The 20,218-nt window shown below is 69.2% G+C and carries 19 protein-coding genes; 15 read left to right on the forward strand and 4 right to left on the reverse strand.

Annotated features, from left to right (window positions below; all coding sequences use genetic code 11):
- Nucleotides 1-72 precede the first annotated feature (72 nt).
- From RB628_RS31825 to RB628_RS31860, 8 genes are all read left to right on the forward strand, one after another.
- Nucleotides 73-717 (forward strand): HAD family hydrolase, encoded by a 645-nt coding sequence (locus tag RB628_RS31825; RefSeq protein WP_318324069.1) that lies wholly within the window; start codon nt 73-75, stop codon nt 715-717.
- A 164-nt stretch (nt 718-881) separates the two neighbouring features.
- Nucleotides 882-2,105 (forward strand): MFS transporter, encoded by a 1,224-nt coding sequence (locus RB628_RS31830; protein ID WP_318324070.1) that lies wholly within the window; start codon nt 882-884, stop codon nt 2,103-2,105.
- On the forward strand, nt 2,074-3,249 hold the full coding sequence (locus RB628_RS31835) for an acetoin utilization protein AcuC (protein WP_318324072.1): 1,176 nt from the start codon (nt 2,074-2,076) through the stop codon (nt 3,247-3,249). Before RB628_RS31830 ends, RB628_RS31835 begins: the two co-directional genes overlap by 32 nt.
- Nucleotides 3,250-3,466: 217 nt before the next feature.
- Nucleotides 3,467-4,282: a phosphatase gene (locus tag RB628_RS31840; protein WP_318324075.1), complete on the forward strand. Its 816-nt coding sequence runs from the start codon at nt 3,467-3,469 to the stop codon at nt 4,280-4,282.
- Nucleotides 4,283-4,411: 129 nt separating this feature from the next.
- Nucleotides 4,412-4,624 carry a helix-turn-helix domain-containing protein gene (locus tag RB628_RS31845; protein WP_004984898.1) on the forward strand — a complete coding sequence of 71 codons (213 nt, stop codon included), beginning with the start codon at nt 4,412-4,414 and terminating at the stop codon, nt 4,622-4,624.
- Nucleotides 4,625-4,798: 174 nt separating this feature from the next.
- A complete protein-coding gene (locus tag RB628_RS31850) occupies nt 4,799-4,897 on the forward strand; it encodes a 30S ribosomal protein bS22 (protein WP_003948845.1) in 99 nt (32 codons plus the stop codon).
- Nucleotides 4,898-5,165: 268 nt separating this feature from the next.
- Nucleotides 5,166-6,263 carry an NAD-dependent epimerase/dehydratase family protein gene (locus RB628_RS31855; protein WP_318324076.1) on the forward strand — a complete coding sequence of 366 codons (1,098 nt, stop codon included), beginning with the start codon at nt 5,166-5,168 and terminating at the stop codon, nt 6,261-6,263.
- Nucleotides 6,264-6,311: 48 nt separating this feature from the next.
- Nucleotides 6,312-7,421 carry a lysophospholipid acyltransferase family protein gene (locus RB628_RS31860; protein WP_318324077.1) on the forward strand — a complete coding sequence of 370 codons (1,110 nt, stop codon included), beginning with the start codon at nt 6,312-6,314 and terminating at the stop codon, nt 7,419-7,421.
- A 152-nt stretch (nt 7,422-7,573) separates the two neighbouring features.
- On the opposite strand, the gene RB628_RS31865 is transcribed toward RB628_RS31860, so the two are convergent.
- The 3 genes from RB628_RS31865 to RB628_RS31875 all read right to left on the reverse strand — a co-directional run bounded on the left by RB628_RS31865 (nt 7,574) and on the right by RB628_RS31875 (nt 11,499).
- Nucleotides 7,574-8,878, reverse strand: a complete 1,305-nt coding sequence (locus RB628_RS31865; RefSeq protein WP_318324078.1) for a DUF5667 domain-containing protein — start codon at nt 8,876-8,878, stop codon at nt 7,574-7,576.
- Between the two features lie 378 nt (nt 8,879-9,256).
- Complete coding sequence (locus tag RB628_RS31870; protein ID WP_318324079.1) at nt 9,257-10,027, reverse strand: ECF subfamily RNA polymerase sigma factor, BldN family; 771 nt, start codon at nt 10,025-10,027, stop codon at nt 9,257-9,259.
- Between the two features lie 527 nt (nt 10,028-10,554).
- A complete protein-coding gene (locus RB628_RS31875; RefSeq protein WP_318324080.1) occupies nt 10,555-11,499 on the reverse strand; it encodes an HAD-IB family hydrolase in 945 nt (314 codons plus the stop codon).
- Nucleotides 11,500-11,635: 136 nt separating this feature from the next.
- On the opposite strand from RB628_RS31875, the gene RB628_RS31880 reads away from it, so the two are divergent.
- The 6 genes from RB628_RS31880 to hemB all read left to right on the forward strand — a co-directional run bounded on the left by RB628_RS31880 (nt 11,636) and on the right by hemB (nt 18,778).
- Nucleotides 11,636-11,911 carry a glutaredoxin family protein gene (locus RB628_RS31880; RefSeq protein WP_318324082.1) on the forward strand — a complete coding sequence of 92 codons (276 nt, stop codon included), beginning with the start codon at nt 11,636-11,638 and terminating at the stop codon, nt 11,909-11,911.
- Nucleotides 11,912-12,257: 346 nt separating this feature from the next.
- On the forward strand, nt 12,258-13,046 hold the full coding sequence (locus tag RB628_RS31885) for a redox-sensing transcriptional repressor Rex (protein ID WP_318324083.1): 789 nt from the start codon (nt 12,258-12,260) through the stop codon (nt 13,044-13,046).
- Nucleotides 13,043-14,839: a glutamyl-tRNA reductase gene (locus tag RB628_RS31890; RefSeq protein ID WP_318324084.1), complete on the forward strand. Its 1,797-nt coding sequence runs from the start codon at nt 13,043-13,045 to the stop codon at nt 14,837-14,839. Before RB628_RS31885 ends, RB628_RS31890 begins: the two co-directional genes overlap by 4 nt.
- Entirely contained in the window at nt 14,836-15,852 is a 1,017-nt protein-coding gene (gene hemC / locus RB628_RS31895; RefSeq protein ID WP_318324085.1) for a hydroxymethylbilane synthase, read from the forward strand. The genes RB628_RS31890 and hemC overlap by 4 nt, the downstream gene beginning before the upstream one ends.
- Complete coding sequence (locus tag RB628_RS31900) at nt 15,849-17,555, forward strand: uroporphyrinogen-III synthase (protein ID WP_318324087.1); 1,707 nt, start codon at nt 15,849-15,851, stop codon at nt 17,553-17,555. Before hemC ends, RB628_RS31900 begins: the two co-directional genes overlap by 4 nt.
- 233 nt (nt 17,556-17,788) lie before the next feature.
- A complete protein-coding gene (gene hemB / locus RB628_RS31905) occupies nt 17,789-18,778 on the forward strand; it encodes a porphobilinogen synthase (protein WP_318324090.1) in 990 nt (329 codons plus the stop codon).
- Here hemB and RB628_RS31910 read toward each other — a convergent pair.
- Complete coding sequence (locus RB628_RS31910; protein WP_318324092.1) at nt 18,745-18,951, reverse strand: hypothetical protein; 207 nt, start codon at nt 18,949-18,951, stop codon at nt 18,745-18,747. The two genes, hemB and RB628_RS31910, sit on opposite strands and share 34 nt — an antisense overlap.
- Nucleotides 18,952-19,241: 290 nt before the next feature.
- Between RB628_RS31910 and RB628_RS31915 the strand changes: the two genes are divergently transcribed.
- Nucleotides 19,242-20,144, forward strand: a complete 903-nt coding sequence (locus tag RB628_RS31915; RefSeq protein WP_318324094.1) for an SAM-dependent methyltransferase — start codon at nt 19,242-19,244, stop codon at nt 20,142-20,144.
- The last annotated feature ends 74 nt before the right edge of the window (nt 20,145-20,218 follow it).

The raw sequence follows: 20,218 nt of genomic DNA on the forward strand, positions 1-20,218 counted from the left end.
TATTGCGAAAAGCCCTGTACCGGGTTACCGGTACGGGGCTTTTCTGCATTCCGGGTCATTTAGGGTCCTGCTATGCGCTATGACCTCGTGATCTTCGACAATGACGGTGTTCTGGTCGACAGTGAGTCGATCTCCAACACCCTCCTGGCCGCCTATCTCACCGAGCTCGGCCATCCGACCTCGTACGAGGACTCCCTCCGCGACTACATGGGCTCCGCCATGCACCGCGTACACGATCTCGTAGAAGAGCGGAGTGGGCGGCCGTTGCCTGACGACTTCGATGATGTCTTTCATGCCCGGGTGTTCGCTGCCTTCGAGCGGGAGTTGGAGCCGGTGGCCGGCGTGGTCGACGTGTTGGAGAAGCTGAAAGCTGACGGAGTGCCGTACTGCGTGGCTTCCTCCGGGAGTCATGAGCGGATTCGAGTGGGGCATCGGACCACCAAGCTTGAGCGGTGGTTCGCGGGCGGGCGCGTTTTCAGTGCGCAGGATGTGGGGCGTGGGAAGCCGGCGCCCGATCTGTTTCTCTATGCGGCGGAGCGTATGGGGGTGGCGGCTGAGAGGTGTGTGGTGGTGGAGGACAGTCCGTTGGGGGTGGAGGCCGCTGTCGCGGCCGGGATGGATGTGCTCGGGTTCACCGCCATGACTCCTGCGGAGCGGTTGGTCGGGGCCACGCAACTCTTCGGCAGCATGGGTGAGTTGGCTGAGCTGGTTGTCTGAGGCTGGGCACGGGGGATGCGGGGGCCGGCGCCAGTACTGGTTGTGCTGTAGCAGTTGCTCAGGGTGGCCGGCGGGGCGTTGTTCTGGGGTGAGTTCAAAGATGAGCTGAATTCATCTTCCTAATCGTCTACCCACGGGTAGGCGTGGGCCATACGCTCGCCGCCATGACAGATGTGCTGCGGCGCGGCAGAGCCTCGCTGGCGTTCAGCTTTTTTGCACAGGGCGCTGCCTTTGCGCTGCTCGTGACGCGGATCCCGGCCATCCAGGACCGGTACGGCGTTTCCGACGGGATGCTGCCCCTCTTCCTGGCCGCCGTGCCGGTGCTGGCCGGTGTCGGCAGCGTCTGCACGGAGCACTTGGTCAAGCGGGTGCCGCCCAGTCTCGTACTGAGGTGGTCTCAGCCCGTCGTACTGCTGGCGCTGCTCGGTGTCGGCGCCGGGGATCATATGGCCGAGTTGGCCGTCGCGCTGGGGTTGTTCGGGCTGGCCGTCGGTGGGCTCGACGCCTCGATGAACATGCTCGGGGTGAGTCTGCAGCGGGCGTACGGGCGCAGCATCATGCTCGGGTTCCATGCGGCGTTCAGTCTGGGCGGCATCGTCGGGGCCTCGCTGGCCTGGGTCGGCGCGCACTGGCATCTCGCCCTCTTCGTGTCCTACCTGCCTGTGGTCGTCGTGCTGTTGCCGGCCGTGCTGGTCGGAGGTCGGTGGTACGTCGACGCGAGGGGCGGGGGAGAGAAGCGGCACGCCTCCGCGCCGAGTGAGGCGTCCCCTGAGGGAGCCGGGTCGGGCACTGTCGTCTTCAAGATGCTGCTGCCCCTGTGCCTGGTGATGACCTTCGCCTATATCGGGGACTCGACCGTCTCCAACTGGAGCGCGAAGTATCTGCAGGACGTGCTCGGGAGTTCTGAGCAGCTGGCCACCGTTCCGTACAACGTGTACATGGTCACCACGCTCGTCGGGCGGGCCATCGGGGACGTGGGGGTACGGACGTTCGGGGCCGTGGCCGTCGTACGGGCGGGTGCCCTGGTGGCGGCGCTCGGGTTCGCCGTGGTGGCGGCGGCGCCCGGGGCCTGGGTCGGGATGCTCGGCTTCACGTTGCTGGGGCTCGGGTTGTGTGTGATCGTGCCGCAGACCTTTGCCGCCGCCGGCCGGCTTTTCCCCGGGGCTTCGGACGCTGCCGTCGCACGGCTCAACATCTTCAACTATGTCGGCTTCCTGATCGGTTCGCCCCTGGTGGGTGTTTTGGGTGATCTGTGGAGCTATCGAGGGGCGATGCTCGTTCCGATGGTGTTGGTCCTGGTGACGTTGAGGTACGCGGGGTCGTTCGATCCGCAACATGCCCGATACGGTGACGGGCATGAGCGGCCGCGCACAGCTGATGTGGGATGAGGCAGTAACGGGCTATGACTTCGGTCCGGACCACCCGATGGATCCGGTCCGGCTAGCCCTGACCCGGCGACTCGTCGACGCTTTCGGGCTCGATCAGGATGTGGACGTGGTCTCGGCGAAGCCTGCCGGGGAGTCGACCCTGCGGCTTGTGCACCGTGAGGACTACATCGAGGCGGTCAAGGCCGCGTCCGCCGATCCGGGGTCGGCCGACGCGGCTTACGGGCTGGGTACTGTCGACGATCCCGCCTTCGCCGGGATGCACGAGGTGTCCGCGCTGATTGCCGGGCAGTCGGTGGGGGCTGGTGAGGCTGTGTGGCGTGGGGAAGCGCTGCACGCCGTCAACTTCGCGGGCGGGTTGCATCATGCGATGCCCGGGGGTGCGTCCGGGTTCTGCATCTACAACGACGCCTCGTTGGCCATCGCCCGGCTGCTGGAGCTGGGGGCCGAGAGGGTCGCCTATGTGGATGTCGACGTGCATCACGGGGACGGCGTCCAGGCCGCGTTCTGGGATGACCCGCGGGTTCTGACCATCTCGCTGCACGAGCATCCGCGCACGCTGTTTCCGCAGACCGGGTGGCCCGAGGAGACGGGGGCGGAGGGACCCGCCGCGGGCAGTGCCGTCAATGTGGCGTTGCCGGCCGGGACGGGGGACGCCGGTTGGCTGCGGGCCTTTCACGCCGTCGTGCCCGAGCTGATCGCCGACTTCCGGCCGCAGGTACTGGTCACCCAGCACGGGGCCGACACCCACTTCGAGGACCCGCTCGCGCATCTCGCCGTGTCGTTGGACGCGCAGCGGGCGGTGCAGGTCGCCTGTCACGACCTCGCGCACGAGTACTCCGACGGGAAGTGGGTCGCCCTGGGCGGAGGCGGATACGCGGTGGTGGAGGTCGTACCGCGGTCCTGGACGCACCTGGTGGCGATCGCGGCGGGGAGGGCTGTCGAGCCCACGGCCGTGATTCCGGAGGAATGGCGGCAGGAGGTGTTCGCGCGTACGCGGCAGTTGGCGCCGGCGCGGATGACGGACGGACGCTGGCCGGTGGCCTGGGCGGACTGGGAGGCGGGGTACGACCCCGCGGATCGGCTGGACCAGGCGGTTGTCGCGGCTCGGCGGGCGGTGTTTCCGCTGCGGGGGCTGCTGGCGTAGGAGGCGCCGGTCGTCTGTGTGGCGGGTGCGGCCGGTATCCGCACCGGCACCAGGTGAGGGGTAGTACACCGGGCCCGCGCACGTGTAACAGGCGCCGCGGTCCCGGGTCGGCGGGTCTGTGGCCGGCGAGTGCGTGGTGTTCCCCTATTACGCCAAATGTGGGGTGTTCCCCGCATTCTGGGCATCCGGGACCAGTGGCTGCGCCACCATCGCTGACGTGTTGAGTGCCGGGGCCCTGCGCGCCCATCTGCTGGCCGCCCGGCTTGCCGGGCCCGTGGCCACGTCGCGGGAGGAGAGTCTGCGGAGCTATCGGCTTTTCGCCGCCGGTGATCCCCGGGTGCTGATCGGACTCGATCCTGAGCGGACTTGGCGGCAGCGGGATCTGATCGGGTTGATGGCCGACAGATGTGGGGTTTCGGCCGATCCGCAGAGCACCTCCGGATGTGATGTGATCGACCCGGAGCGGACGCTCGTGGCTCTCGACGCCTTCGCCGAGCGACTCTCCGCAGCCGCGCGGCACCGGGTTCCCGTACTCCTGGGTACCGGACACCCGCACCGACTGCTCGGTTTCTACGCCGCTCTGGCGGACGCTCTGTCGGCGGCGGGGTGTGCCGTCCTCAGCCCCGCGCAGGGTAGCTCTGTCGACATAACGACCCGGTTCGGTCTACGCACGCACAACCTTGACTACGTACGAGGAGTCGCGCTCGTGCGGGAACCGGACGCCCTGGCCGCCGGGCGTGAGCCGGGCGCACACACCCACTCCCCGTTGCCCGTTCGGGCCGCTCTGGCCGCCGCCGCCGAGGCCGGCGGGATGCTCCCTGGGCTGGTGATCGGGGATCACGGATGGGTCTGCGGTGCAGGTCAGCTGGGGTTCGAGGCCATTGGGCTGGCCGATACCGACGATCCCGCGCTCTTCGTCGGAGAGGCTGAGGGGCGCGTGTCCGTCGTCGTGCCACTTGATGACGCTGTGCGGTCCGATTACTACCGGCCGATTACCCGCTACGTACTCAATCGAGCGTGTCTGTCACAGTAGGCCGCCGATGGGTGCACCTCTTCCCCACTCGCATCACACGCCCCTACATTGGGGAGTGAGCACGCAACGACGAAGAGTCACCGGAAGGGGAAGCCGGTGACCGTCGAGTGCGGAAGGTTCAGGTGTGTCATGGCTGCAGCTGGCGAGAGGCCTCTGAACGAGGTTCAGTTCCTGACCGTGGCGGAAGTCGCCTCGGTGATGCGAGTGTCGAAGATGACCGTGTACCGGTTGGTGCACAGCGGTCATCTGCCCGCGATTCGGGTGGGGCGGTCCTTCCGCGTCCCCGAGCAAGCGGTTCACGAGTACCTCCGCGAGAGCTATGTGGGGGTGGAGACAGCCTGACGGCGCGTCGAGGGGGGGCGGACGGGGACCCTCAGGGCTACACCGGGTCCCCCCTGATCTCGTCGATTCCCCTCGATTACAACCTCAGCGCTCGGGCGGGTAGGCTAGCCCCTCGTAGGTCGTATGGGCCCATGGCGCCCAGCACCGAGTGATGAGAAGTGAGCGAGGGTAGTCGTGGGCTCTGTTATCAAGAAGCGGCGCAAGCGGATGGCCAAGAAGAAGCACCGCAAGCTGCTGAAGCGCACGCGCGTTCAGCGTCGCAACAAGAAGTAGTCGCACCGATCGCGAGATCGGGACCGCTACTTCTCGGCGACGCCGCGAGAGCGCGAGCGTGAGTGTGAAGGCTGTGGCCCCCCACCGGTTTCCGGTGGGGGGCCACAGTCGTATTAGCGTGTGCATACGACTGTGTGGCACATGGCTTGGTCTGATCGTACGTCTGGCGTCCTCGTGACTTCATGCATCGGGCGGTCATCACAGCGCAACAACAACCCGCTAGGTTGGGCTCCACACGGGAAACACGGTTGGAAGGAAGGCGCTGATCTTGGGCAAGGTCGTGCTCGTCACCGGAGTGGCCCGTCAGCTGGGGGGCCGGTTCGTACGACGGATCCAGCGTGACCCGCAGGTGGACCGGGTTGTCGCCGTGGACGCGGTTCCGCCCGAGCACCACCTGGGCGGCGCCGACTTCATCCAGGCCGACATCCGGCAGCCCACCATCGCGCGGGTGCTCGCCGAGACGAACGCCGACACGGTCGTGCACATGGACGTGACGGGCATCGCCCTGGGCAGCGGCAGCCGCACCACGCTCAAGGAGACCAACGTCATCGGCACCATGCAGTTGCTGGGTGCCTGTCAGAAGTCCCCCGCCGTGAAGCGGCTGGTCGTGAAGTCCAGTACGAACGTGTACGGGTCCGCGGCCCGGGATCCGGCCGTCTTCACCGAGACCACCACGCCCAAGTCGCTGCCCAGCGGCGGCTTCGCCAAGGACGCGGTGGAGGTCGAGGGGTATGTGCGGGGGTTCGCGCGGCGGCGGCCCGACGTCGCCGTGGCCGTGCTGCGCTTCGCCAACATCCTGGGGCCGACCGCGGACTCGCCGCTCGCCCAGTACTTCGGACTGCCGGTCCTGCCGACCGTGTTCGGCTACGACCCCCGGCTGCAGTTCGTGCACGAGGACGACGTGATCGAGATCCTGCGCATCGCCGCCCGCGAACCGGAGCGCGGAACGCTCAACAGCGGCACGTTCAACGTCGCCGGCGACGGAGTCCTGCTGCTCTCGCAGTGCTCCCGGCGGCTTGGCCGCCCCACTCTCCCGCTGCTGCTGCCCGCGGTTACCTGGGCCGGCTCGTTGATGCGTACGCTGGGCATGACGGACTTCTCGCCCGAGCAGATCCGGCTGCTCACACACGGCCGGGTCGTGGCGACCAACCAGATGCGCGAGACGCTGGGTTACCAGCCGAAGTTCACGACCGCCGAGACGTTCGCGGACTTCGCACGTGTCCGCGGACCCGGCCTGCTGCCGCCGGAGGCTCTCGCGGGGGCCGTCGACCGGATCGCCGCGCTGCCCTTCGTACCCTTCGCGGGCGGCGGCGGTATCCCGGCCGCGACAGTCACATCAGGCACGACAGCTGCAGAAGCGACCTGACGGAGACAGCCCACCGACGCAGAGCGCCAACCGAGGAGCGCATCAACGATGGCGGATGCCAAGGTCATTCCGTTCGACGACGACAGGTCCCGAGCGGGCGCCGCCGCGCGGCCGTCGCGCCGGCGGAACGCGGGGAGCAGCCGGCGCAAGGGTGAATCGGCGGTGGTACGCGAGGTCCAGGCACTGCCGGGACGGGCGCGCCCGCAGGATGATGTACAGGTGACACGAGAGCAACAGCCGCCCCAGCAGCCCCAGGACCAGCCTGGGCACCCGTCCCCGTCCCCGTCCCCGTCGTCCGCCCCGGACGGCGGTGTCGTCGGCGGCCTGGAGCGGCGTATCGCGGGCGGCCTGTCCTTCCTGCGGCGTCGGCTCACCGGGGACTACGAGGTCGACGACTTCGGCTACGACGCCGAACTCACCGACCAGGTCCTGATGTCGCTGGTGCGCCCGCTGTACGAGAAGTACTTCCGGGTCGAGGTCAAGGGCATCGAGAACATCCCGTCCGAGGGCGGCGCCCTGATCGTCGCCAACCACTCCGGGACGCTGCCGCTGGACGGCGTGATGATGCAGGTCGGTGTGCACGACAACCATCCGGCGGGCCGCCATCTCCGGCTCCTCGCGGCGGACCTGGTCTTCGTGCTCCCGGTGATCAACGAACTGGCCCGCAAGGCCGGTCACACCCTGGCCTGTGCCGAGGACGCGGAACGGCTCCTGGAGCGCGGCGAGCTGGTCGGCGTGATGCCGGAGGGTTTCAAGGGCATCGGCAAGCCGTTCAGCGAGCGGTACAAGCTGCAGCGCTTCGGCCGCGGCGGCTTCGTGTCGACGGCACTGCGGCAGGGCGCGCCGATCATCCCGTGCTCGATCGTCGGGGCGGAGGAGATCTACCCGATGATCGGCAACGCCAAGACGCTGGCCCGGGTGCTCGGCTTCCCGTACTTCCCGATCACTCCGACGTTTCCGTGGCTGGGCCCTCTGGGCGCGATCCCGCTCCCCACGAAGTGGACGATCCAGTTCGGCGAGCCGATCCGCACGGACGGCTATCCGCCGGAGGCGGCCGAGGACCCGATGCTGATGTTCAACCTGACGGACCAGGTCAGGGAACAGATCCAGCACACCCTCTACAAGCTGTTGGTGCAGCGGCGGTCGGTCTTCTTCTGACGTACGTGTTCTTCCGACGCCGCTTCGTTTTCGGGTGTCGCGGCTCGCTTTCGGGTGGTGCGGCTCGTTTCGGGTGGTGCTTGTACGACGGTTGGGGCGCCCTTCCTGCGAAGGGCGCCCCAACCGTCGTACGGCCGACTTCTCCAGTTGCTCTAGCTCGCGTCCTCGCTGTCGATACCCAGGCCGGGCAGCAGGCCCGGGAGGAGCGGCGGGAGCGTGACGTCGGGCTCGGCGCTGGACGGGGTGGTCGTCGACGGGGACGCCGTGCCGCTGTCCTGGGGCGGGTCGAGGAGGCCACCGGTGCTGCCGCCGAGCAGGCCGTCGCTGCCGGTGTCGGAGGCGGACGGCCTGGGGTTGCCGCTGCTGGACTCGCGCCCGTCGGCAGCGTTGCCGCCCGTGTCGCTGGGCGCGGCCGACCGGTCGGCACCGGACGAACTCGTGCCCGACTCCGGTCCGGAGCCCTGCCGTTGGTTTCCGCCGCCACTGCCTCCGCCGCCCTTGGTGGGGGGCTTCGGCAGCAGGGACTGGAGGGGGGCGACTTCTTGGTCTATGGCGTCGAAGACCGACGACACCTCCTGGCTCACGTCCCCGAGCTGGACGGGGAGGCGGTCGCGCAGGGCGCCCCAGGCCTCGCGGTGGGAGCGGGAGAAGGCGTCGAGGGCCTGGATGGGGCCCAGGGATTCGGGGTCGCGCTGATACGCCTCGCGCAGCAGGCGGTGGCCCTCCGAGGCGTCGTGCCGCATGCCGGAGAGGGCGCGTCGGATCTCGCCGAGCGACTCGTGGTCGAGCTGGCCGGCGCGGTCGCGCTCCATCAGTCTGCGGGCCTCGTTGAGCCGGGTCGAGGCCTGGTCGAGGTAGACCTGGCCTCGCTCGCTGTCGCCGTCGGCCAGGTAGTTGAGCTTGACGTCCTCGATGCCGCGCTTGAGGCCGTACAGCGAGTCACCGGGCAGGGCGTCGGAACTGGCAGCGGCAACGCCGCCGAAGGCTCCCGCGGCCACGCCCACGCTGAGTCCGCCCGCGGCGAGACCCTTCGTCAGCCGTGAACGGGGTCGCAACTTCCCCAGCCCGCTCGTCCGGTGTGCGCCCTTGGCGCGGGAGCGCTGCTCGGGCACCAAAGAGTCCCTCGCCTCGCCTCCCGGCACCGTGCCGTCCCGCAGCATGGCCTCCATCGCGGCCACCAGCTGGGCCCGGTGCACGACCTTGACGGCGGGGTCGAGCACCGGTTTGGGCAGCTCGCCGAGACCGGTCGCGAGGTCCAGCAGACGGTTTGGTTCGGTACGTTCCGCCCGGTGTTCCGCCTGGTGGTCCGCCCGTTCCGCGGCAGCCGCGGCCCGCTCCGGGTCAGGGTCCGGTGCCGGTCCTTCGGGCTGCTCGGCCGCCGAGTCCCGGTCGGACAGCTCCTCCAGGGCCTGGGCGAAGGCGTTCGCCCGCCGATGCGCCGAAACGTTCGCGATCACTGGCGGCACCTCCTCTCGTCATGACGGTCGGCTCCCCAGGGGGTCCTGAGGGTTGCACACCCTTGACCACATCCACACGATCGGGTGATCGGAGAGGGTCAGGGAGTGACCACAGGGAGCCTGTATCCCGCACAACGAGTGGCGCGGCACTTGGGTTACGGACGGCGGATGAACGGACCGCGAACGCAACGGACTTTCACGGAAGGTGAGTTGGCGGTCGCTGAGGGTGCGGTCGCCGGGCGGGCGGCCGCCTTGTGTACGGGTGCCGGGCGTACAGGGGCCGGAAAGGGCGTGGGGCGGGTTGCCCGGTGGGTTCTTCCGGCTCGGGTGCGGGGCGGGTGCGGGGCGGTGGTGTGTGCGCGGTCCCTCGTGCGGTGTTCAGCGCGCGTCTTCCGGGAGGAGCCGGGCGAGTGTGCGGACGGCACGGTACTGGAGGGTCTTGATGGCGCCCTCGTTCTTGCCCATCACACGAGCCGTCTCCGCGACCGACAGCCCCTGGAGGAAGCGCAGGGTCACGCACTCCTGCTGCTGGGGGTTGAGGCGTCGTACGGCGTCGAGGAGAGCGGCGTTCGAGAGGGACTCCAGGACGGAGTCCTCCGGTGAGCGCTCGACCTCGTTGGCGTCCAGCATCTCGCCGGTGGTCACTTCGAGCCGGAAACGGCTGGACTTGAAGTGGTCCGCGACGAGGTTACGGGCGATGGTGACGAGCCAGGCGCCGAAGTCGCGGCCCTGCCAGGTGAAGGTGCCGATGCGGCGCAGGGCGCGCAGGAACGTCTCGCTTGTCAGGTCCTCGGCGGTGGCCTTTCCTCCCACCCGGTAGTAGATGTACCGGTACACAGTGTCGCTGTACTGGTCGTAAAGGCGGCCGAAGGCATCGGCCTCACCGGCCTGGGCACGCTCGACAAGGTCCATCATGCGGGCGCTGTCACTGTCCGCGGCGGGGCGGCGAGCGGTGGCGGCACCGGTCGCGCGCCCTCGTCTGCCGACCGCGGCGGTGCCGTCGGCCAGCGCGTAGCACGGGCCGAGTGGTGCGGCGGTGGCGAATGCGGGGACGGCGTACGCGGTGGGGACGAAGCCGCGCAACAGGTCTAGGACCGTTGCGCGCAGCGTAGCCAGGCCCGAGGCGTCAACCCCGACGTGTGGGTACACGGGACTCCCAGAGGCAGAGCTTCCATCACGTGCAGTGCGGGACCGTTCACCCGTCGTAGCGACGGAGGGGGTACCGGTTTGCGTCTGAGGAGAATAACGCTTCGTGCAGGCGCTGCTACACCGGGTTGCTCAAATCATCGATTACGTCGCTTCTGTTACCTATTGGCGCCCGTTCAAGTGCCGCACTGTGACAGATTGTTGATCGATTCGAGTCGAGTTGAGCTCCGCTCGGGGCGTGTTGTGGCCGTGTACGGCCAAGGGGGCTGATGGAGGGGTTACGGGGGTACGACGGCCCGAATGGCTGTTTTCGCCCCCACCGTCCCTACCCGTCCCATCCTGACCCTGGGGGCGCAGCCCCCGGACCCCCCTACGGCCCTGAACGGGCCTTGTCCTCAAACTCCCCCAGAGGGGGTACCCGCAGACGGGCTGGAGGTACCGGCCGGCGCTGGTGTGGTGCTGCCTGGGCTGCAGCAGTGGTGGGGGCGGAGGCGAGGGTGAGTGGGGAGTCTTTGCGTGGGTGGGGCGTGTCAGCGGCGGCGGCGGCTCAGGGCGATTGCCGCCGCCGTGCCGCCGGCCACCGCGCCCACGCCCGCTGCCGCCGGGATGCCGACCTTCGCCGCCTTGCGGCCGGTGCGGTAGTCCCGCAGGCGCCAGTCCAGTTGGCGGGCGTGCTTGCGGAGCTTGGCGTCCGGGTTGATCGCGTAGGGGTGGCCCACCAGGGACAGCATCGGGATGTCGTTGTGCGAGTCGCTGTACGCGGCGCAGCGGGGGAGGACCAGGCCTTCCGCCGTTGCCAGGGCCCGTACCGCTTCCGCCTTCGCCGGGCCGTGCAGCGGCTCGCCCACCAGCTTGCCCGTGTACACGCCGTCCACCGACTCCGCGACCGTGCCCAGGGCGCCCGTCAGGCCCAGGCGGCGGGCGATGACCGTCGCGATCTCCACCGGGGCCGCCGTGACCAGCCACACCTTCTGGCCCGCGTCCAGGTGCGCCTGGGCCAGTGCGCGCGTGCCCGGCCAGATGCGTTCGGCCATGTACTCGTCGTAGATCTCCTCGCCGATCGACATCAGTTCGGCGACGCGGTGGCCCTTGACGATGGAGAGGGCGGAGTCCCGGGCGTCCTGCATGTGCTCGGGGTCCTCGACTCCGGCCAGCCTGAACCACGCCTGCTGCCAGGCGAATCGGTAGAGATCCCGGGTCTCGAAGAACTTCCGCTTGTACAGCCCCCGGCCGAAGTGGAATATGGCGGCGCCCTGCATCACCGTGTTGTCGAGGTCGAAGAAGGCTGCGGCCTTGTCGTCACCGAGGACGGGGAACGACGGTTCCTCCTCGGTGCCCGGCAGGAGCGGCGCGGGCGCCAGTTCCTCCAGCTCCTGGGAGGTTTTGCGCGCTGCCTCCGCCGAGGCCTCGCCTGCCAACACGCTCCGCGCCGTGGCGGAGCGCCTACGGGGAGTGAGCCATCCGAGAGCGGCCATGGCGTGAGCATAGCCAGTTTGTTCGGTGCTTCCGGAGTCTGGAGGTTCGGAGGCTGTGAACTCTCCGCGACCTTGTGGTTAAACAACGCCGCCGCGCCCCTCGGATGCCTCCCCGCGGGCGCGGGACAATGGCCGTATGAGTCCCCTCTTTCGGCGCGCCGAACGCCGTACGCCGCAGTCCCGGCTCGTCACTCTCGTCCGGAAGCCCGGTTGTCATTTGTGTGATGACGCACAGGAAGTCGTTGAGAAGGTGTGTGCCGATCTTGGGGTGCCCTGGGAACAGAAGGACATCACTCAGGACGAAGAACTCAACCGTCAGTACTGGGAACAGATCCCTGTCGTGCTGATCGACGGCGCCCAGCACACGTTCTGGCGCGTCGGCGAAGAACGTCTTCGCAAAGCCCTCACATAGATTCCCGGTCGATTACCGAGTGGTCGAGTTCTGACCAAGTGCCGACCGGGCAGTCCAAGTGGTCCGGAAAGTCGCTTAGGATCGAGGACGGTTCAGATCTCGGGGGCGGGATTCATGAGGAGTGTGTGCGGTTTTGCCCCCCAATGGTGCCTGTGACGGCGAGGGACGGCGGTGCTTGTGTGCCGGTTCCATACGCGTGCGCCGGGGGTGCGTGACCCCGGTCACGTTGGCAGGGCAAATCGGACACCATCTTTGTGCACGCGTTCACAAAGACATAGCCTGCATTCGACGGGGCGGTCTGGGTACGTGTGGCCGCCTGCAGCCCCGCGCTACCCGCAGGAGCACCGTGGCAACTGGCCGAACTCACCGAACGGCGACCCGCAGCCGAGGGATTCCCGAGGCCACCGTCGCCAGGCTTCCGCTGTACCTCCGTGCCCTGACCGGACTGTCGGAGCGGTCGGTACCCACGGTGTCGTCCGAGGAACTGGCCGCCGCCGCCGGGGTCAACTCCGCGAAGCTGCGCAAGGACTTCTCGTACCTGGGCTCCTATGGGACGCGTGGTGTGGGGTACGACGTCGAGTATCTCGTCTATCAGATCTCGCGTGAGCTGGGGCTGACCCAGGACTGGCCGGTTGTGATCGTCGGTATCGGTAATCTCGGCGCCGCCCTCGCGAACTACGGCGGCTTCGCATCCCGTGGATTCCGGGTGGCCGCCCTCATCGACGCCGACCCCACCATGGCGGGAAAGCCGGTCGCCGGTATTCCGGTGCAGCACTCGGATGATCTGGAAAGGATCATCGCGGACAACGGTGTGTCCATCGGAGTTATCGCCACCCCCGCCGGTGCCGCTCAGCCCGTGTGTGATCGGTTGGTCGCCGCCGGTGTGACCTCCATTCTCAACTTCGCCCCCACTGTGCTGACCGTTCCGGACGGGGTCGACGTACGCAAGGTCGATCTCAGTATCGAGCTGCAGATCCTCGCTTTCCATGAGCAGCGCAAGGCGGGCGAGGAGGCCGACGCAGCCGCTGCCGCCGCCGACGCCCTCGCGGCGGTCGCGGCCAAGGGGCAGGCGGGCGGCGCCAGCGGCAGCGACAAAGGGCCTGACGGGGACGTTCCCGCCGTGATGCCGGCATGAGTCTCCTCGTCGTCGGGCTGAGCCACCGCAGTGCTCCCGTCAGTGTTCTTGAGCGGGCCGCGCTGTCCCAGGACGCGCAGATCAAGTTGCTTCAGGACACCGTCGCCGCCGAGCCGGCCGCCGAGGCCGCACTGCTCGCCACCTGTAACCGCATCGAGCTGTACGCGGACGTGGACAAGTTCCACGCGGGTGTCGGCGAGCTGTCCACGCTGCTCGCCCAGCACAGCGGGGTGGGCCTGGACGAACTCACTCCTTACCTGTACGTGCACTACGAGGACCGGGCTGTCCACCACCTCTTCTCCGTCGCCTGTGGGCTCGACTCCATGGTCGTCGGCGAGGGACAGGTCATCGGGCAGATCAAGGACTCGCTCGCCCTGGCCCAGGACCTGCACTCCGCCGGCCGGCTGCTGAACGACCTGTTCCAGCAGGGGCTGCGGGTCGGCAAGCGCGCCCACTCCGAGACCGGGATCGACCGGGCCGGACAGTCCCTGGTCACCTTCGGGCTCCAGCAGTTGGCCGGCGGGAGGGCCGGGGTTCCGGTGGAATCCTGGGCCGCGGGCAAGAAGGCCCTGGTCATCGGTGCCGGGTCGATGTCCTCGCTGGCCGCCGCCACGCTCGCGCGGCTCGGCGTCGCCGAGATCGTCGTCGCCAACCGCACCCCGGACCGTGCCGAGCGGCTCGCGCAGATCATCAACGAGAACAGCGAGAACAGCCGTTACGAGGGTTCAGACGGTTACGAGGGCGGCGCGACATCCGTGGCGGCCCGCGCGGTTCCGATGGAATCGGTGCCGTTCGAGCTGACACGTGCTGATATAGCCGTTTCCTGTACCGGTGCGACCGGGCTCGTGCTCACCGCCGGGACCATCGCGGCTGCCGTCGAGGGCCGGGTGCCCGCGGACGAGGCCGGGCCGTTCCCCCGTACGACCGCGCAGGGTGGCGTACGGGCGGTCCTGCCGCCCACCAGCCTCGGCACCGACGACAACTGTCCGCTGGACCTGTCGGCCGCACAGGCCGGGCAGGCCGTGCAGGAGTCGGCAGGGTTCTCGGTGATGGGCGAGGCCGCCGTCGCCGGGATGGACGCGGCGACGCTGGAACAGCACGCCGCCTGGGTGGACAACGGCACCGTCGACCGGCGGGACACCGCTCGCCGTACGCCGGACGACGACCGTGAGCTGATCGCCGCGCTCGCCCTGACCGCGGCCGCGCTCGGGCGGATTCCCGAGCGGCGGCGCCCCGAGGCCATGGTCGGTGTTCCGCGGCCGGCGCCCGTACTCTCGCTGCTCGACCTCGCGATGCCCCGGGATGTCGACGCGGCCGCGCACCGGCTGGCCGGGGTACGGCTGGTGGACATCGAGTCGCTGGCCGAGGCCTCGGCGGACGCTCCGATGGCGGCCGACGTGGACCAGGTCCGGCGGATCGTCGCCGACGAGGTCGCGGCCTTCGGTGCCGCCCAGCGGGCCGCGCACATCACGCCCACCGTCGTCGCGCTGCGCGCCATGGCCGCCGATGTGGTCGCCGGTGAGATCGCACGCCTCGACGGGCGGCTGCCCGGGCTCGACGACAAGCACCGGGCCGAGATCACGCAGACCATGCGGCGCGTCGTCGACAAACTGCTGCACGCGCCGACCGTACGGGTCAAGCAGCTCGCGGCCGAGCCCGGCGGCGCCGGGTACGCGGACGCGCTGCGCACCCTCTTCGACCTGGACCAGGAGACGGTCGCCTCCGTGTCCCGGGCCGGCGGGGACGACAGGAACACCGAGAACGAGAACGCCGAAAACCGAGGGCGATCATGAGTGAGCCAGAACAAGGGGCGCTGAGACTTGGGACCAGGCGGAGTCAACTCGCCCTGGCCCAGTCCGGCCAGGTCGCCGACGAGGTGAGCCGGCTGACCGGACGGCCCGTCGAGCTCGTCGAGATCACGACGTACGGCGATGTGTCCCGGGAGGACCTCGCCCAGATCGGCGGCACGGGCGTCTTCGTGACCGCTCTGCGGGAGGCGCTCCTCAAGGGGGACGTCGACTTCGCCGTGCACTCGCTCAAGGACCTGCCGACCGCGCAGCCCGACGGCCTGGTGCTGGCCGCCGTACCGGAGCGCGAGGATCCGCGCGATGTGCTGGTGGCGCGCGACGAGCTGAAGTTCACCGACCTGCCGCGCGGCGCGCGGGTGGGGACGGGATCGACCCGGCGCACGGCCCAGCTGAACTCGTACGCGCGTGCCCATGGGATGAGCGTCGAGGTCGTTCCGGTCCGGGGGAACGTCGACACCCGGATCGGGTTCGTGCGCAGTGGTGAGCTGGATGCGGTGGTGCTGGCCGCGGCCGGCCTCAACCGGATCGGGCGCGCCGAAGAAGTGACCGACTTCCTGTCGGTCGACATGGTTCTGCCTGCCCCTGGCCAAGGGGCCCTGGCGATCGAGTGCAGAGCGGGGAACACCTCCCACGACTCCGACCTGATCGCGGCACTCGGTGAGCTCGACGACCCGTACACTCGGGCCGCCGTGACCGCCGAACGGTCACTGCTCGCCGCCCTGGAGGCCGGTTGCAGCGCCCCTGTGGGCGCGCTGGCCGACCTTCCCCCACTCTCGGCTTCGCTCGAGCGGGGGGACCCCCATGCCGACGAGCAAATTGTCAAGGAGATGCGCCTGCGCGGCGTCGTCGGCACGACCGACGGCTCGACGCTGGTGCAGCTGTCCACCACCGGTCCCGTGCCCGAGACGTACGACCAAGCAATGGCGCTCGGCCGTGTACTCGCAGCCGAGATGCTTGCCAAGGGCGCGGCCGGTCTGATGGGGGAGCGAGCACTGTGAGCCCCACCAACCTTCCCGCCGGTTCGGAACACGGGCACGTCACCTTTCTTGGTGCCGGACCCGGGGATCCGGGACTACTGACTCTGCGCGCCGTCGAGGCGCTGGCGAACGCGGACGTACTGGTCGCCGAGCACGAGGTGCTCGACGTCGTACGTGCGCACGCCAGACAAGGCGTCGCCGAGCTCAATACCGAATTGGACACGCCTATTGGCAGCACGTATCCAGGCACAGGCACGCCTCAACTAGCGGTTGTTGACGGCGCGTCAACAACCGCTGGTGTACCCGCTGTGCGGGATGCCGCACATCTTGTCATGGAGGCCGCGAGGAGCGGCAGGCGGGTCGTACGTGCGGTGTCCGGGGATCCCGGGCTCGACGCGTACGCCGCCGAGGAGATGCTGGCGTGCGCCCGTGCGGGCGTCCCCTTCGAGGTGGTCCCGGGCGTCGCGGCCGCCGTGGGCGTGCCCGCGTACGCGGGTGTGCCGCTGCGGGACGCGCAGGGCGCGGACGTCCGGTTCGTGGACGCCCGTACGGCTTCGGACCGGTGCTGGACCGAGGTCGGGGCTTCGGACGGGACGGTCGTCGTCTCGACGACGCTCGACTCGGTGGCCGCGGCCGCGGGTGAGCTGATCGCGGCCGGGCGCAAGCCGGACACTCCGCTGACGGTGACGGTTGCCGGTACGACGACGCGTCAGCGCACCTGGGCGGCCACGCTGGGGACCATCGCCCAGACGTTCAAGCAGGGCAAGGTGCTGCCGTCGCCCGACGGCGCCCGACCGGTGATAGCCGTGGTCGGCGAGCGGTTCGCCGCTGCTCAGCGTGAGCAGCTGTCGTGGTTCGAGAACAAGCCGCTGTTCGGGTGGCGGGTCCTGGTGCCGCGTACGAAGGAGCAGTCGGCGTCGCTCTCCGACCAGCTGCGGTCCTACGGGGCCGTGCCGCACGAGGTGCCGACGATCGCCGTCGAGCCGCCGCGGACGCCTCAGCAGATGGAGCGGGCGGTCAAGGGGCTCGTGACCGGACGCTACGAGTGGATCGCCTTCACGTCCGTCAACGCGGTGAAGGCGGTGCGCGAGAAGTTCGAGGAGTACGGGCTCGATGCCCGTGCCTTCGCCGGGATCAAGGTCGCCGCGGTGGGCGAGCAGACCGCCAAGGCGCTGGTCGCCTTCGGTGTGAAGCCCGATCTGGTACCCAGCGGGGAGCAGTCCGCGGCCGGGCTGCTGGAGGACTGGCCCCCCTACGATCCGGTCTTCGACCCGATCGACCGGGTTTTCCTGCCCCGGGCCGACATCGCCACGGAGACGCTGGTGGCGGGACTCATCGAGCTGGGCTGGGAGGTCGACGACGTCACCGCCTACCGGACGGTGCGTGCGTCGCCGCCGCCGCAGGAGACCCGGGAGGCGATCAAGGGGGGTGGCTTCGACGCCGTTCTCTTCACGTCCTCCTCCACCGTGCGCAACCTGGTGGGTATCGCGGGCAAGCCGCACAACGTGACGGTGATCGCGTGTATCGGGCCGGCCACGGCGAAGACCGCCGAGGAGCACGGGCTGCGGGTCGATGTCATGGCTCCGGAGCCGTCCGTGCACAAGCTGGCGGAGGCGCTGGCGGACTTCGGGCTGAAGCGCCGGGCTTCTGCTGTGGAGTCGGGAGATCCGGTTACCCGGCCCAGTGAGCGGCGGCCGGGGGCTCGGCGACGTCGTACGACGTAGGGATCTGGGGTGCGGTGGGGGTGTGGGCGTAGGCCTTTTTTCGCCCCCGCCGCCCCTACCCGTCCCATCCTGTTCCTGGGGGCTGCGCCCCCAGACCCCCGCTTCGGCCCCCCCCTGAAGGGGCCTCGTCCTCAAACGCCGGACGGGCTGGATGGTGCCTGGGCCCGCGCTGAAAGGTGTCTGCCGACTCGCCGTCGGCAAAGGTGGCGGTGGGGCGGGCGTAGCGTGGGGGAATGTCGAAGTACGGATCCTTTCCCGGTACGCGTCCCCGGCGGCTGCGTACCTCGCCCGTCATGCGGCGCATGGTCGCCGAGACCCGGCTGCACCCCGCCGACTTCATCCTTCCCGCCTTTGTGCGGGAAGGGGTGAGTGAGCCCGTTCCGATCTCCGCGATGCCCGGGGTCTTCCAGCACACGCGGGACAGTCTGAAGAAGGCCGCCGTGGATGCCGTGGCGGCCGGGGTCTCCGGGATCATGCTCTTCGGGGTGCCGGAGGAGGGGAAGAAGGACGCGCTCGGGACTCCCGGTACCGATCCGGACGGGATTCTTCAGGTCGCCATCCGCGATGTGAGGGCCGAGGTGGGCGACGATCTGCTCGTCATGTCCGACCTCTGTCTCGACGAGACCACCGATCACGGGCACTGCGGGGTGCTGGACGCGGAAGGGCGCGTCGACAACGACGCCACCCTTGAGCGGTACGCCGAGATGGCCCAGGTGCAGGCCGACGCGGGGGCTCATGTGGTGGGCCCCAGCGGGATGATGGACGGGCAGATCGGGGTTGTCCGGGATGCCCTGGACCAGATCGGGCGAGAGGACGTCGCCATCCTCGCCTACACCGCCAAGTACTCGTCCGCGTTCTACGGGCCCTTCCGGGAAGCCGTCGGTTCCTCGCTGAAGGGGGACCGGAAGACCTACCAGCAGGACCCCGCCAATGTCAGGGAGTCCCTGCGGGAGCTGGCGCTCGACCTGGAGGAGGGCGCCGACATCGTCATGGTCAAGCCGGCGGGTCCCTACCTCGACATCCTCGCCCGGGTCGCCGACGCCGTGGACGTGCCCGTCGCCGCCTACCAGATCTCCGGCGAGTACTCGATGATCGAGGCCGCGGCGGAGAAGGGCTGGGTCGACCGGGAGCGGGCCATCCTGGAGACCCTGACCGGGATCAAGCGGGCCGGCGCGCAGAACATCCTCACCTACTGGGCCACCGAGGCTGCCCGCATGCTGTGAGCCCGCTCGGGCGCGGGTGCGTTCTGCTGTGTCCGGGGGGCCTTGGCGGACGACGATGACGGGCCCTCGTCCCGTACGCCCTGGCCGTCCTCGCACGCCGTGAGGGTGGTGAGCGCGGCGAGAGCGACCGCCGTGGCGGCGAACAGGCGCGTACGGGAGGTGCGTACGGACATGGGTGTGCCCTTTCCGAGGGGAGGGTGGCGGGTGCCGTTCGACTGGCACAAGCTTGTGCCGTGAGCCGTCCCAGCACCATGTTTCGCCGGGAATCCGGGACGCCGATCGGTCCGTCGGGCTGCTGACCTGCGGGGATGGCGTCGCGTGCGGGGATGGTCCGGGACGGCGGGAGCGGGTTCCGGGACGGCCGGACGGTCGATTTTCGATTTTCGGATATCAACTGCGGTCGACGGCTAGGTTGTTGTCCGTTGAAGAGGTTTGGACACCACACTCCCCAGGGAGAGGCCACATGAGCGGCGATGCTCTCAGTCAGGACCCCGCCGAGCTGAGAAGGAGGATCGACACCAGCAAGGCCCACCCGGCCCGTGTCTACGACGTCTTCCTCGGCGGCAAGGACAACTACCCGGCCGACCGCAACGCGGCGGCCGCGGCGCTCGGCGCCAATCCGCGCGGGTACCTGGACGTGCGGCACAACCGCGACTTCATGCGCCGCGCGGTGACCACGATGGCGGCGGAAGAGGGCATCCGGCAGTTCCTGGACATCGGCACCGGTCTGCCGACGCAGGACAACGTCCACCAGATCGCCCAGCGCATCGCCCCTGACACCCGGGTCGTGTACGTCGACAACGACCCGATCGTTCTCGCGCACGCGCGCGCCCTGCTCACCAGCGGGCCCCATGGCCGTACCGACTACATCGACGCCGACCTGCACGACCCGGCCCAGATCCTCGACCACGCCCGCAAGACCCTCGACTTCGACCAGCCGATCGCACTCGTCCTTGCGGCGGTCCTGCACTTCGTGGCGGAGCCGGAGGCGTACGACATCGTGCGCGAGCTGGTCGGCGCGCTGCCGTCCGGCAGCCGGCTCGTCCTCAGTCACCTCACCGAGGATCTGAACCCCGAGAACATCCGCGCGGTCCAGCGGACGTACACCGAGCGCGGGTTCACCTTCGTGCTCCGGTCCAGGGCCGAGGTGGAGCGCTTCTTCGAGGAGAGCGGACTCGTCCTCGACGAGCCGGGTGTCGTGCCCGCCCACCACTGGCGTCCCGACGGCGGAGCGCCGGTCCCGGAGGAGGTCGACGCCGAGTACCTCGACTCGCTGGACGACATCGAGAAGGTCCGCTACCGCGACATCAACGACGTCACCGACGCGGACATCAACGTGTACGGGGCCAGCGGCCGCAAGGGCTGAACCCGGCGGAGGCGTCCGGATCGCGAAAAGCGGTTGTAGGCGGCACGCACTTCCCTAGGGTGTGGGCAGGAGCC

It is taken from the genome of Streptomyces sp. ADMS, from assembly GCF_033441795.1.
Classification (GTDB): domain Bacteria; phylum Actinomycetota; class Actinomycetes; order Streptomycetales; family Streptomycetaceae; genus Streptomyces.